Origin of the sequence: Kribbella jiaozuonensis (assembly GCF_005233875.1) — a bacterium.
Classification (GTDB): Bacteria; Actinomycetota; Actinomycetes; order Propionibacteriales; family Kribbellaceae; genus Kribbella; species Kribbella jiaozuonensis.
In genome coordinates this window covers 377,030-391,193 of the sequence record NZ_SZPZ01000006.1, presented here as the reverse complement: position 1 = coordinate 391,193, position 14,164 = coordinate 377,030, and the positions used below count along the sequence as shown (strand labels likewise).

At 66.9% G+C, this 14,164-nt stretch carries 11 protein-coding genes; 7 read left to right on the top strand and 4 right to left on the bottom strand.

All coding sequences use genetic code 11. The annotated features are described in order from the left end of the window. Positions 1–9 precede the first annotated feature (9 nt). A complete protein-coding gene (locus FDA38_RS37210) occupies positions 10–1,293 on the top strand; it encodes an MFS transporter (RefSeq protein WP_137258867.1) in 1,284 nt (427 codons plus the stop codon). Here the strand turns inward: FDA38_RS37210 and FDA38_RS37205 are convergent. Further along, on the bottom strand, positions 1,223–2,326 hold the full coding sequence (locus tag FDA38_RS37205; RefSeq protein WP_233715151.1) for a hypothetical protein: 1,104 nt from the start codon (positions 2,324–2,326) through the stop codon (positions 1,223–1,225). The genes FDA38_RS37210 and FDA38_RS37205 overlap by 71 nt on opposite strands. Positions 2,327–2,587: 261 nt before the next feature. Here FDA38_RS37205 and FDA38_RS37200 point away from each other — a divergent pair, with 261 nt between their 5' ends. From FDA38_RS37200 to FDA38_RS37185, 4 genes are read left to right on the top strand one after another with little or no spacing between them, the layout of a single operon-like run. Further along, positions 2,588–3,550, top strand: coding sequence for a carbohydrate ABC transporter permease (locus tag FDA38_RS37200; protein ID WP_137258866.1), 963 nt, complete (start codon positions 2,588–2,590; stop codon positions 3,548–3,550). Further along, on the top strand, positions 3,550–4,410 hold the full coding sequence (locus tag FDA38_RS37195) for a carbohydrate ABC transporter permease (protein ID WP_137258865.1): 861 nt from the start codon (positions 3,550–3,552) through the stop codon (positions 4,408–4,410). The genes FDA38_RS37200 and FDA38_RS37195 overlap by 1 nt, the downstream gene beginning before the upstream one ends. 18 nt (positions 4,411–4,428) lie before the next feature. Further along, positions 4,429–5,739: an ABC transporter substrate-binding protein gene (locus FDA38_RS37190; RefSeq protein WP_137258864.1), complete on the top strand. Its 1,311-nt coding sequence runs from the start codon at positions 4,429–4,431 to the stop codon at positions 5,737–5,739. Positions 5,740–5,751: 12 nt separating this feature from the next. After that, the gene (locus FDA38_RS37185; protein ID WP_137258863.1) at positions 5,752–8,256 is read left to right on the top strand and encodes a hypothetical protein; all 2,505 of its coding nucleotides are present in this window, start codon (positions 5,752–5,754) and stop codon (positions 8,254–8,256) included. A 109-nt stretch (positions 8,257–8,365) separates the two neighbouring features. Here the strand turns inward: FDA38_RS37185 and FDA38_RS37180 are convergent, their stop codons facing one another. The 3 genes from FDA38_RS37180 to FDA38_RS37170 all read right to left on the bottom strand — a co-directional run bounded on the left by FDA38_RS37180 (position 8,366) and on the right by FDA38_RS37170 (position 11,395). After that, entirely contained in the window at positions 8,366–9,175 is an 810-nt protein-coding gene (locus FDA38_RS37180) for an FAD-binding oxidoreductase (RefSeq protein ID WP_137258862.1), read from the bottom strand. After that, positions 9,175–9,699, bottom strand: a complete 525-nt coding sequence (locus FDA38_RS37175; protein WP_137258861.1) for an FAD-binding oxidoreductase — start codon at positions 9,697–9,699, stop codon at positions 9,175–9,177. Before FDA38_RS37175 ends, FDA38_RS37180 begins: the two co-directional genes overlap by 1 nt. Before the next feature lie 67 nt (positions 9,700–9,766). Then, positions 9,767–11,395: an acyltransferase gene (locus FDA38_RS37170; protein ID WP_137258860.1), complete on the bottom strand. Its 1,629-nt coding sequence runs from the start codon at positions 11,393–11,395 to the stop codon at positions 9,767–9,769. 83 nt (positions 11,396–11,478) lie between these two features. Here FDA38_RS37170 and FDA38_RS37165 point away from each other — a divergent pair, with 83 nt between their 5' ends. Further along, positions 11,479–12,564 carry a LacI family DNA-binding transcriptional regulator gene (locus tag FDA38_RS37165; RefSeq protein ID WP_137258859.1) on the top strand — a complete coding sequence of 362 codons (1,086 nt, stop codon included), beginning with the start codon at positions 11,479–11,481 and terminating at the stop codon, positions 12,562–12,564. A gap of 211 nt (positions 12,565–12,775) precedes the next feature. After that, a complete protein-coding gene (locus FDA38_RS37160) occupies positions 12,776–14,095 on the top strand; it encodes an ABC transporter substrate-binding protein (RefSeq protein ID WP_202878016.1) in 1,320 nt (439 codons plus the stop codon). Positions 14,096–14,164: the final 69 nt, after the last annotated feature.

Genomic DNA, 14,164 nt, shown 5'->3' with positions numbered 1-14,164 from the left:
GTGAGGCAGATGAGCGACAAAGGAAACCGCGCCCCGCTGATCGCGTTCCTGGTAGCGAACGTGGTGTCGATCTGTGGCACCCGGGTGAGCGCCATCGCAATCCCCTGGTTCGTACTGATCACCACCGGCTCGCCGGTCAAGACCGGTCTGGTCGCCATGGCCGAGATGACCCCGCTGGTCATCGTGAAGGCCGTCGGCGGCCCGCTGATCGACAAGGTCGGCGCACGCCGGATCAGCGTGGTCGCGGACACAGCAAGTACTGCGATTGTCGGCCTCGTCCCGCTCCTCCACACACTCGGCCTACTGCACTTCCCCACGCTCCTCGTGCTGGTCGCCATCGCCGGCGCCTTCCGCGGCCCGGGCGACTCCGCCAAAGAGACCCTGATCCCGGACATCGCCCGAGCAGCCCGCGTACCCCTGGAGCGAGTGACAGGCCTGGAGAGTACGACGGAACGCCTGGCCGGCTTCTTCGCGTACGCACTGGCCGGCGGACTCATCACCCTGGTCGGAGCGGTCAACGCACTCTGGATCGACGCCGCATCGTTCGGCGTGTGCGCCCTACTCATTGCCCGCTGGATCCCCAAGCTCGCCAAGCCGGAGATCACCAACGAACCCGAGCAGGGCTACGGACAACGGCTCCTCGTGGGCTGGCACTTCCTCCGCTCCGACAAGCTACTGCTCCCCCTCGTCACGATGATCGCCGTGACCAATCTGCTCGACGCCGCGACCAGCACGGTCCTGCTACCGGTCTGGATCAAGACACACGGCTACGGCCCCGGACACACCAGCCTGATCCTCACCGCGTTCGGAGTGACCGCGACCGCATTCGCCTTACTGGCTTCGGCAATCGGCGACCGCATCCCGCGCAAGCTGGTCTTCACCGTCGCCTTCCTCATCGCCGGCGCACCCCGCTTCATCGCTCTGGCGGCAGGCGCACCGATCTGGGTGCTGATGGCGGTGTACGCCGTAGGCGGTATCGGAGCTGGCTTCATCAACCCCGTGCTCGGCGCGATCCGGGCCGAACGGATCCCGCGCCACCTGCTCGGCCGAGTCAACTCGCTGTCGAATGCCGCCTGCTGGACCGGCGTACCGCTCGGTGGTGTGGTCGCCGGCGTGGCCATCGCAGCCGTCGGCTTTGCGCCTGCCGTACTCGCGGGCGGCGCGATCTATCTGATCGCGACCATGTCCCCGGTGCTGATCGGCCGGCACGAGAACTGGAAGGCTACACAGGATCCGACGGGTCCTCCGGGAACGGTGGCTGATCCGGATCGGGTGGCAGTCGCAGCGCCTTAGTCTTCGTAGCGCTCGCCAGCTCGCGCTGCATCCGGTCCCGCTCCGCCCGCAGCAGACCGAGCATCACCAGGTCCAGCAGCATCCCACCGGCAGCCGCGAACTGGGTGGCAGCGAACTGGAAGACCTGTGTCATCAGCAACGACACCAGGACGGCCAGCTCGAACAGCCGCACCGCCCGGACCCGGTTGCCCTTCCGCAGCGCCAGCGCGCCCCGCACCGTGAACGTTGCTGACAGCAAGCTTCCTACGGTCACCCCCAACACAGGAAGGTGGTTGAGCCCGTCGCCGACCACGATCGCGATCAACAGCGCACCGACAACCTGCAGAGCCAGTACGGCGACAGCCACCCGCGGAGCCTTCGGGTGGGTGGCCAGCCGCTCGAGCCCACGCTGCAGCGCCTGCCAGCCCGCGTCGATCGGAGCGGCCAGCTCGACCTCGTCAGCAGGGCAGGCGGCGAGCAGCTCCCTGGTCTCGCGCCGCCCCTGCACCGCCTGGGGTACGGCGCGCAGCAACGCCGCCGCCTCCGCACGGCGGCGACGGGAGAGGCCACCGGCCACACCCTCGACGGCGTGGTCGATGACGTTGGCCAGCTCCTCCCGCGGGTCGATCGGCCGCCGCGTGCTGAGGAACCGGAACCCGAGCACGATCAGCACGAAGACGACGTACACGATCGCCGCGGTCGGCTTGTAGAAGTAGTTGTTGTCCGAGGTGACGAACTTCCCCACCTCGTCGATGAACAGCCCGAACCCGATCCCGCCGACCGTCGCGGCGGCCGGCCGGACGACGGGTCCGACGTACCCGAGCAGCAGTGAGATCGCGATCAGCATCAGCAGACCGCCGGGCAGCACGTGTGCGATGTGCAGACCCTTGCCGCCGATCTGCGGGTAGCCGCTGAGGCTGAGGATCAGCCGGGTCACCAGGACGGTCGCCACCCCCGACACCACGAACGTGGTCAGGTGCTCCCCGGACCGCACGTTGCGGACCAATCCGGCCCGCATCAGGTACGACGACCGCGCGGCGGTGCTGTTCGTCATTGGCGGGACGTTACCGCTGCCTCGGATCCAGCACAGCAGCAGAGCGTTTGAGACGTGTGAATACGAATCCACTGAGCTATTGCGCTTCAACGCACAGCGACCTAATCTCTCGCGTAGCGGAATGCCACTTCCACTAAGTGGTACCCGTTGGTGCTGCCCACAGACCGGCCGAAGACCTTCACAGACCGCCCCCGAAGGCTTCGGCCGATTTTCCGGCCAGTTTCTACATCGGTGAAGAAGGACTCCTGAGAGGAGGCCACCATGAGCACGAGCACCGAGATCTCTGCTCCGGCAGGCCGCGAACCGACAGCTGAGATCCCTCCCCCGGCAACCCGTCCCAGACCTGCCCGGCGCACGGACCGGGTCGCCTATCTCTTCCTGCTCCCCTGGTTCGCGGGACTGCTGCTGCTGACCGCCGCACCCCTGCTCGGATCCCTGTATCTGTCGTTCACGAAGTTCAATCTGCTGCAGGCGCCCGCCTGGAACGGCTTCGGCAACTACGTGAAGATGTTCACCGACGACCCGCGCTACCTGCAGTCGTTGAAGGTCACCTTCATCTACGTCGCCCTCACCGTCCCGCTGCAGCTGGGATTCGCGCTCGCGGTCGCGGTCATGCTGAACCGGCCGATGCGCGGGATGGCCTTGTACCGCTCGATCTACTACATCCCGTCGCTGCTCGGCGGCAGCGTCGCGATCGCCGTGATCTGGGGTCAGCTGTTCGACAACGACGGCGTACTCAACGCCTTCCTCGCGTTCTTCGGCGTCGGCGGGCGTAGCTGGATCTCCAACCCCGACACGGCTCTCTACACGCTGGTCCTACTGAACATCTGGCAGTTCGGCTCGCCGATGGTGATCTTCCTGGCCGGGCTCAAGCAGATACCGCAGGAGCTGTACGACGCCGCGTCGGTCGACGGCGCGAACGCCTGGCGACGGTTCTGGTCGGTCACCGTGCCGCTGCTGACACCGATCATCTTCTTCAACGTCGTGCTGCAGATCATCCAGGCCTTCCAGGCCTTCACCCCGGCGTACGTCGTGAGCGGCGGCAGCGGCGGCCCGTCCGACTCCACGTTGTTCTACACGCTTTACCTGTACCAGCAGGGATTCACGAACCTGAACATGGGCTACGCCTCCGCGATGGCGTGGGTGCTGCTGCTGATCATCGCGATCTTCACGCTGATCAACTTCGGGCTCGCCCGTCGCTGGGTCTACTACGAGGACCGCTGATGACGACACTCCAGCACGCTCCCGCAGCCCGGCGTCGTACCCGCAGGTGGCTGACCCATCTCGCGCTGATCGCCGGCACCCTGGTGATGGTCTATCCGCTGCTCTGGATGGTCGGCGGGTCCTTCAAGGACGAGTCCGACATCTTCTCGCAGCTCAACCCGTTCCCGAGTTCGTTCGACCCGCGCAACTACATCGCCGGCTGGACCGCGACCGATCCGACGTTCACCCGGTTCTACCTCAACTCGATGCTGATCGCGGTGCTCGCGGTGGCCGGCAACGTGATCGCCTGCACGCTGACGGCGTACGCGTTCGCCCGGCTGGAGTTCCGCGGCAAGAAGGTGTTCTTCGCGATCATGCTCGGCTCGATCATGCTGCCGGCGCACGCGCTGCTGATCCCGCAGTACGTGCTGTTCTTCCACCTCGGCTGGGTGAACACCTATCTGCCGCTGGTGGTGCCGAAGTTCCTGGCCACCGACGCGTTCTTCATCTTCTTGATGGTCCAGTTCATCCGCACGATCCCGCGGACGCTGGACGAGGCGGCGATGATCGACGGCTGCGGCAAGGTCCGCATCTTCAGCCGGATCATCCTGCCGCTGACCGGACCGGTGCTGATCACCACGATGATCTTCACCTTCATCTGGACGTACAACGACTTCTTCTCCCAGCTGATCTACCTGTCCTACCCGAGCAGTGAGACCGTGCCGGTCGCGCTGCGGCGGTTCGTCGACGCGACCGGCGACTCGTCGTACGGACAACTGCTGGCCATGTCGGTGCTGTCGCTGGTGCCGACCTTCATCGTCTTCCTTCTCGCCCAGCGCCGGATCGTCGAGGGCATCGCCACGACCGGCCTGAAGGGCTAGCCCGAAAGGACCCCAGTCATGACCACACAGCTCAACCGGCGGCGCTTCCTGCAGGCCGGACTCGCGGCCGGCGTACTCGCACCTCTGCTCTCGGCCTGCAACCTCGACCCGGCGGCGAAGGAGGCGAAGAACTCGGTCCGGTTCTCGAGCTACGGGGACCCGACCAAGCTCGGCCTGCGCAGCAAGCTCGCGGACCAGTACACCGCCAGCCATCAGAACGTGAAGATGGTCTTCGAGGGCACCGCGACCGCGGAGTACTGGGACAAGCTCGCCACCCAGATGGCCGGCGGCAACGCCCCGGACGTGATCAACATCGACGCTCCGCGGATCGGCCAGTACGGCGCGGCCGGAGCGCTGCAGTCACTGCAGAAGTACATCCCAGACACCATCGACACGAAGCCGATCGACCACAACCTGCTGATCCAGGGCCAGTTGAAGGGCGAGCAGTTCGGCATCCCGGTCGCGATGAGCACCTACAGCATCGGGTACGACGTGACCGTGCTCGATCAGCTCGGGCTGGAGCACCCGCAGGAGACATGGACGTGGTCCGACTACGCGACCCTGGCCAACCAGATCCGGCAGAAGTCCGGCAAGAAGGTCTACGGCGCGGAGGACCCCAGTGGAGACACGGCGTCGTTGCAGATCTTCCTGCGCGGTAAGGGCGAGGACCTCTATAAGGACGGCTCGCTCGCGTTCACCGATGCGTCGCTGACCGAGTGGTTCGAGTACTGGGCCGCGCTGCGGGCCAGCGGCGGCACGATCCCCGCCGACATCGCGGCGCAGGCCGTGTACGGCGACTGGCCGAACAGCCCGCTGGTCAAGAAACAGGCGGCGCTCGCGCACATCCAGACGCCCAACCTCAAGGGCGGATTCCAGGACCTGACCGACCACACCATCGACATCACCCTGCCACCACGGCACACGAAGAGCGGCAAGTGCGGGACCTTCCCGGCACCGAGCAGCTTCCTGTCGCTGAACGCGAAGAGCCAGCGCCAGGACGACGCCGCCGCATTCATCAACTGGTTCGCGAACGGCGCGGATGCCGCGAAGACCTTGCGGCTGATCAGCGGCCCGCCTGCCTCGGCCGCCGGCCGGGACGTGCTGTTGAAGGGCAGCGACCTGTCCGCGAGCGAGAAGCAGGTGCTGGCCTACACCGACCTGGCACTGAAGAACTCGTCCGCCCCGCCGCAGGCCTCCCCGGCTGCATCGACCGCGGTCGGCGACCTGTTGCTGAAGGTCAGCCAGGACATCGCGTTCAACAAGATCTCGATCAAGCAAGGCGTGCCGAAGTTCATGGCCGACGCCGGCAAGACCCTCGACGGCAAGTGATTGGAGACCCCTATGAACCCCGTCACCACCGGCCGCACCGCGACCTGGGCGATGGAGCAGCTCGTCCGAGCCCTGGCGGAGAAAGGCATAGCCGACGTACCGGTCCGGCTGGCCACCCCCGACGAGGTGCCCGCCCCGGACCTCGCAGACGTTCCCGAGTCGTACGCCGTAGTCCGTGACGGCGACGAGATCGTTGTCGTCAGCAACGACGAGACCGGCCTGCGCTGCGGCGTACTCGAGCTGGCGGACCGCGTCGCCGCGGGCGAGGATCTCGCCGGTACGACGTCCTACGCCGAGCAGCCCGCCGTACCCGTCCGGGGTGTGGTGCGGTCGTTCTCCAGCGTGGACGAGGACACGCCCTGGTTCCACGACCAGCAGTTCTGGACCGAGTACCTGACCTGGCTGGCCGCGGCCCGGTTCAACCGGTTCCACCTGGCGCTCGGGATGCAGTACAACTACGGCGCCGATCGGCACGGCGCGACCGACAACTACCTGTGCTTCGTGTACCCGTTCCTGTTCGACGTGGACGGGTACGACGTACAGGCCGAGGGCGTCGGCGCGGACGAGCAGAAGCGCAACCTGGACACGCTGCGCTTCATCGCGGCCGAGAGCAAGCGCCGCGGGCTGAAGTTCCAGCTCGGTCTGTGGAACCACGCGTACGACTACGGCCGGGACTCGGTGCACCGCTACCCGATCACCGGGATAAGTCCGGACACCCATGCGGAGTACTGCAAGGCCGGTATCGCCAAGCTGCTCACGGAATGCCCAGACATCGACGGGCTGACGTTCCGGGTGCACTACGAGGGCGGTATCGCCGACCATCAGCACGAGATCTTCTGGCGGGCGGTGTTCGAAGGCGCGAACTCGGTCGGGCGGCCACTGGAGATCGACATGCATGCCAAGGGCGTCGACCAGGCCCTGCTCGACGCCGTCGACCTACCGAACCTCTCGCCGGTGCTGTCGGCGAAGTACTGGGCCGAGCACGTCGGGCTGCCGTACCACCAGGCCTCGATCCGGGCGAAGGAGGCGGCCAAGCCGATCCCGCCCGGCCACGAACTGAAGGGCATCACCGAGTTCTCCCGCCGGTTCACCCGCTACGGGTACGGCGACTTCCTGCGCGAAGACCGGACCGTCGACCTGATATTCCGGGTCTGGCCGGGAACCCAGAAGCTGCTGGCCTGGGGCGATCCCGCGATCGCGGCCGGGTACGGGCGACTGTCGACGTTCGGCGGATCCCGCGGCGTCGACCTGTGCGAACCCCTGTTCTTCAAGGGACGCAAGGGCAGCGGCGAGGTGGGCAAGCGCGACCCGTACGTCCGCGAGGACCTCAGGTTGTCTGACAACCGGGAGTGGACCAAGTACCGCTACGGCTACCTGTTGTGGGGCCGGCTCCTCTACAACCCCGATGCCGAGCCCGAGACGTGGCGCCGCCACCTGAGGTCGACGTACGGCGAGGCCGCGGCGCACGTCGAGGACGCCCTTAGCCCGCTCAGCCGGATCCTCCCGCTGGTGACCGTGGTCCACGGCGTCGGCGGATCGAACAACGGCTACTGGCCCGAGGCGTACCTCAACCTCCCGATCTCGTCGCGGGTCGAATCGCCGCACTACGCCGGCGACACCGATCCGCCGGCGAACTGGGGCGGCGTCAGCCCGTTCGACCCGACGACGTTCTACGCCATCGACGAGTACGTCGCGGCGGTGGCGAGCCGCTCGGTGTCAGCGAAGTACACGCCGCTCGAGGTGGCCGCGTGGATCGAGCGACTGGTCGACGACGGACAGCAGGCCCTGGCCCGTGTCCGCCAGACCGCGGACCAATCGGACGCACAAGTCCGCCGGGTACTGATCGATCTGGAGATCCTGGTCAGGCTGGGCCGGTTCTTCGCCGGCAAGTTCCGGGCGGCGGTCGACTACTCGATCTTCCGCACCACCGAGGACGTCGCTTCGCTGCAGTCAGCCCTACGGCATTACCGGGCCGCGCGGGACGCGTACGCCGAGATCCCGGTCCTCGTCGAGGGTGTCTACCAACGGGATCTGCGCTTCGGGATCGAGACCTCCGAACACGGCCACTGGGCCGATCGAGTCCCGGACATGGACGTCGATCTGGCTGCCCTCAACGAGGAGCTACGGGAGGCAGCAGGCACGGAGCCGGCTGCCGCGTTGCTCGCGGCACCAGTCCGGCCAGCTGCGCCCGGCGTGGAACACACGGTGCCGGAGAGCTTCGATCGGGGCAGACCGGTCACGCTGTCGCTGGACGTCGTGGACCCGGACGTGATCGGCGCAACACTGCACTACCGGCACGTGGACCAGTCGAAGCCCTGGCAGCAGGTCCCGATGGAGCTGTCCGGGCAGACCTTGTCCGGCACGATCGACGGTGACTACACGGCGTCGACGTACCCGCTGATGTACTTCTTCAGCGTGCAGCACCGGTCCGGTGGGCAGGCGCTCTACCCCGGTCTGGCCGCCGACCTGTCCAACCAGCCGTACGTCGTCCTGGACTCCGCAACCGTCAACGGATGATCGCTGCGATCACGACGATCGCGACGAGCGCTACCAGCACGACAGAGGTGATGAGTCGACGGGTCCGGGGGTCCACTTGCTCAGGCTAGTGGACCCCCGTCCGGGTCGTTCACACCAGTGGGTAGTTGCCGACCAGCACACCGAGTGGGTCGACCCGCTGCTTGATCTCACGGAGTCTGGCCAGGTCGGGCTCGCTGATGGAGTCCTGCAGCGACTCCCACGCGGACAGACCGGTCGGCGGCAGCTCATCGGCGTGCCAGGGCGCCAGAGTCTCCTTCAGCGCGCGCAATGCGGTCTCCGCTGACTCCTGCAACTCCGGCACCGGCACGATCGACACCGCCAGCACCATGTACTGCGCTGCCGGGTCAGCCGCCGCCACGCCGGGGTGACCAACCTCACCACTCGCCCGCAGGTGGCGGATCTGCACCTGGAAGATCAGCGACGGCTGACCGGCGTACTCGAGCAGTGTGCCGATCAGCTCCGGCGTGAGCTCGTCGAACGTGCTGGTGATCAGTGACAGCGCCTGCGGCGGCGCCGGCACCGCATTTATCTCCGCAACCCCACTCGGCGACAGCGGAGTGAACGAGTCAGCAACAGGTGATCCAGCCGCGCGGATAGTGGAAAGCACTCCTTCAAGCGCGGCTGGCTCGTACGGCGTGATCGCGTCGACCATGCAGAACGACTTCCCGCGTACTGCGTCCGGCAGCGTCGGCGAGTGCGGGTAGTGGATCAGGTACGCCCACAACGTCACCTGCTCCGGCGCCTCCTGCGTCGCCTTCGCGTACGCCGTCAGCACCGCCTCGGACTGCTCGATCGGGAACATCAGCCGCCCACCGGTGATCTCCGGAGCCGGATGCAGCTCCACCTCGACCGACGTCACCACACCGAAGTTCCCGCCGCCCCCACGCAGCGCCCACATCAGGTCCGCGTCAACCGAGTCGTCGATCCATCGGCAGATCCCGGAACCGTCGACGATCTCCGCAGCCCGCAGACTGCCCGCACCGCTCCCGTACGGCCGCGAGAACCACGAGAACCCACCACTCGTGCAGAAGCCGGCCACCGAGATGTTGCTGCTCGTTCCAGGCAGTCCGGTGAGCCGGTGCCGTCGAGCGCGGCCTGCACAGTCCCCCAGCGCACTCCGGCACCCAGCCGAGCGATGCGGGCCTGCGAGTCGACCGAGATGTCATCCAGCGCGGAGGTCCGCACCACGATCGTCCCGTCGAGCGCACGAGTCGCACCGTGCCCACCTGCTTGCGCAGCCACCTTCAGTCCGCGTGCACCGGCGTACGCGATCGTGAACTCGATGTCGTTCGGCCCACTCGCCTCCACGACGGCCGCAGGCTGCTGGTCGACGGACAGGTTCCACCCCCGCCGCACCTGCTCCCAGTCCGGGTCGTCGGGCGTCACCAGCCGACCCTTCAAAACCTGACGCAGTTCATGCATGATCCGGCCACCTCTCCCCCGGCGGTATCCCTCGGATCCATGATGGCCCAGCAGCGGTCCAGACCGATTAGTGCAGATTGATCAGGGGTTCCGGGCGGTGGACGCCGCGGGGGCGGTAGCCGAGGGCGTCGGACAGGCCGAGGTAGTCGGACAGCAGCCAGATGATGGCCAGCCACATCTCGGTGCCTTGCAGGCCGGGGATCGCGCGGTCGTCGGTGCCGTCGGGAGCGAACGCGAAGCCTGCGCCGTCGACCCAGCGCGGGAGGATCGCGCGCAGTTGTTCCTCGGCCCAGCGGCGACCCTCCTGCTCGCCGTACGTCGTCTGCTTGCGGGCCAGCCACAGCGGGTGGATGACGTCGAGTACGTTGCAGGAGTTGTAGTTGTCGCCGGTGAACATCCGACGGTCGTTGCTGTGGGCAAAGACGGTGGCGACAGCTTGTTCGGGGTACGGCAGCGGGAGGCCGAACTGGGCGTAGGTGCCGCGGGTCAGACGGTAGAAACCGTTGACGACCTGCAGCCAGCCGTCGTCGGGGTGCTGGTGACCCCAAGCGCCGGTCGTTGGGTCGACCCTCGTTACGAGCCAGCCCATCAGGGCTTCGAGCGGGCCGGATTCGTTGTGGTCGTGGAGATTCCGGGCGATCGCGGTGCCGAGGTGATCGATACCAGCTCCGGCCGACCAGGCTTTCCTTGCCCAGGGCAAATTGTCCAGATCGGCAAAACCGAAGGCCGTGTCGATCGGGTGCTCGAAGCTGCTGTCGAGGACCTGGAGCGCGTAGCCGACACACAGCACGTGATAGCCGGCCGGCCCTTCCAGGACAGAGAGTTTGCTGTCGTCCGGCAGGTCCAGCCCGGCGTCCGACAGGTCTCCTGGTGCGACCAGTCCGGTCTTCGGATCCTGCCGGTGACGGAGACGGCGGACCAGGTCGTCACGGGTGTGGCCGGCCGGAGTTCGGCGTACCAGCAGGTCGGCGATCTCGATCGCGTCGCACCATGGGCGAACCGCCGGCTCGTGGCCGAGGTCGGGACGGTCGACGAAACGCTCACCGTCCCAAGAGCGAGCGAGCACGTCGTCGACCTGCGCACGCGCTTTGGCGGCGAAGGCGGTCAGTTGGGTGCGGAGGTCACCTGACATGGAGGATCCTGTTCGCGAGCGGAGGACGCGGGCGGGGTTGCCGGCGGCGACCGAGTTGGCCGGGATGTTCTTGGTGACGACCGCGCCGGCGCCGATGATGGTGTGCGGGCCGACGGTGACGCCGTCGAGGATCGTCACGTTGGAGCCGATCCAGACGTCGTCGCCGATCGTGATGCCGAGGGCGGTGTGAGGTTGCTTGAAGATCGGCTGACCGGGAGCCGTGCCGTGGTTGAAGGCGAGCAGCGACGTGTGGGCGCCGATCCGTACGCCGTCGCCGATCGTCACGTTGCCGCGGACGGCGGAGAACGGGTTGATCGTGGAGTCGGATCCGAGCGTGATGTTGCCGGTGACGTAGGCGTGCGCGGCGACGTACGAGCGCTCCCCCATCGTCAGTTCGTCGCAGTACACCGCGGCCGACTCCGCGACGTACACGTCGGCGGCGAGCCGGACCGACCCGCCGAGCCGCGCCTGCCGTTCGGCCTGGCGTTCGCGGTCGGCGTCGGAGGCCGTTCGCTTGTACTCCCACGGCAGGAAATCGAGTCGCAACGGCTCATTCGGCAGCATGGGAAAACGCTATCCAAAACACCGCAGCCCCGCCAGCCCCGAAATGCCGCTGCTAACCTCCCGTCTGTGCGGGGAGCCAGGCGATGACGACGAGCGGATCTGTGACCGACGGCGGTGAGGTCGGCGACGACGGCCCGCAGGGCGGCACGCGCCGCAGTCATCGGGTCACGATCAGCGATCTCGCGCGGCGGCTGCACATCTCGAAGGCGTCGGTCTCCTACGCGCTGAACGGGCGGGCCGGAGTCAGCGAGGAGACCCGGCAGCGGGTGCTCGATCTGGCCGAGGAGCTGGGCTTCCACCCGAACTCCGCCGCGGTCGCGCTGTCGGCCAGCCGGACGCGGACGATCGGGATCGTGATCGCTCGCGACCCGGCGCTGATCTCGACCGAAGCGTTCTACATGCGGACGCTGGTCGGCATCGAGCAGTACCTGAACGAGGTCGATTCGTCGCTGCTGCTCCGGCTCACGGGCGAGCACGGCGAGGATCTCGACGTACTGCGGCGATGGTCGCGGCAGGGGCGGGTCGACGGGTTCATCCTGTTCGACGAGCACGACGACGACCCGAGAATCCCGCTGCTGAAGGAACTCGGGGTGCCGTGTGTGGTGGTGAGTTCGAACGCGCCGGACGACTCGGTCGGGCGGTTGATCAGCTCGCCCGAGGAGACGGTCGGGCTGCTGCTCGATCATCTGGTCGAGCTCGGACACCGGAACGTCGCGCATATCAGCGGGCCGTTCACGTTCGTCCACGAGCGGTTGCGGGTGAAGATCCTGCAGGAACAGGCCGCCGCGCGCGGGGTCGCCGTACGGCATATCGAGGGCAGCTACCGGTACGACGACGGCGCCGAACTCACCCGTCAGTTGCTGACCGATCCGAACCCGCCGAGCGCGATCGTGCTCGGGAACGACTTGATGGCGGTCGCGGCGCTGCGGGTCGCGCTGGACCTCGGTACGGCGGTGCCGGCCGAGGTCTCGATTCTCGCCTGGGACGACTCGCCGCTGTGCGAACTCGCCCGCCCCGGCATCACCGCGGTCGACCAGAAAACGATGGAACGCGGGCGCGCGGCCGCCGATCTGCTCCTGCGAATCGTCACCGGCGATAACGAAATTCACGAGGAAGCACCCGCGGGCGAGCTGCGCCCCCGCGATTCGAGCGGACCGGCACCTTTCTGAGCACTTTCAAGACTCTGTGAATTCATTCGGATTCGGAGGGTGTTGGATTGCGTTTGCCGTGGGCACACGAGAGGTTGGATCAGTCACGAGGTCGTAACGAAGACCCCGGAACTGAACCGGTTAGGGTTTCGAAACTTAACCGGTTAGGTCAGTATGGGGCCGATCCGCCTTCGCAGCTCTGTGGAGGCTCGACGGGACGAGGGAGTCCGACGTGAGACTGCGTTCGTTTGTAGCCGCGGTGGCGGCGACCGCCATGGGAATCAGCCTCGCCGCGTGCGGTGGTGGCGACAAGAACGATTCCTCCGGCGGCGGTTCTGGTGGTGACCAGACGCTGACCTACTGGGCCAGCAACCAGGGCACCAGCCTGGACAACGACAAGGAGGTGCTGACCCCGGTCCTGCAGAAGTTCACCCAGGACACCGGCATCAAGGTCAACCTCGAGGTGATCGGCTGGAACGATCTGCAGACGCGGATCCAGACCGCGATCACCTCCGGCCAGGCGCCGGACGTGGTCAACATCGGCAACACCTGGGCGGCCTCGCTGCAGGCGACCGACGCGTTCCTGCCGTTCGACGGCGACGCGATGGGCGCCATCGGCGGGAAGGACAAGTTCGTGCCGACGGCTCTGGCGACCGGCGGCAAGGAAGGCACCGACCCGACCTCGGTCCCGCTCTACGGTCTGGCCTACGGCCTGTACTACAACAAGGCGATGTTCGCCGCGGCCGGCCTGCAGCCGCCGAAGACCTGGGAAGAGATGGTCACCGACGCGCAGAAGCTGACCGTCCCCGCCAAGAAGCAGTGGGGGATGGCGCTCGCGGCCGGCAGCTACACCGAGAACGTGCACTTCGCGTTCATCAACGCCGCGCAGAACAAGGCCGACTGGTTCGACGCCGACGGCAAGCCGACCTTCACCGGTGACGGCAACGTGCAGGGCGTCCTGCGGTACCTCGACCTGATGCAGAAGGACAAGGTCGCGAACCCGTCGAACGCGCAGTACGACAACGGCACCAAGTCGGTGAACGACTTCGCCACCAAGAAGGTCGCGATGGTCATCAACCAGAACAACGCCGACTCCTCGATCGTTGCCAACGGCATGAAGGCCGGCGAGTACGGCGTCGTACCGTTCCCGGCTCCGTCGGGCGCCGAGCAGGTCGCCAGCCACGTGGCCGGTATCAACCTGTCGGTGTTCAAGAACACCAAGCACAAGGACGCGGCGCTGAAGTTCGTCAAGTACATGACGGACGCGACCACGCAGACCACGCTGGGCAAGCCGTTCTCCTCGCTGCCGGTGCTGAAGGACGCGAAGCCGGTGTTCACCACCGACGCGGCCGAGGCGGCGACGTTCCAGGACGTCTACAACACCAAGTCCAAGCCGCTGCCGCTGGTGCCGGCCGAGGACCAGTTCGAGAGCACCGTCGGCAAGGCGATGAACTCGATGTTCGCCAAGATCGCGACCGGCGGAACGGTCACGGCCGACGACGTGAAGGCGGCGCTGAAGACCGCCCAGGATCAGGTGGCCGCAGGTAGCTGACCCGCGCTCAGTGGCCCGGACGACCCGTCCGGGCCACTGCCCGCGTCAGCCCCCACCACCGATCCGACA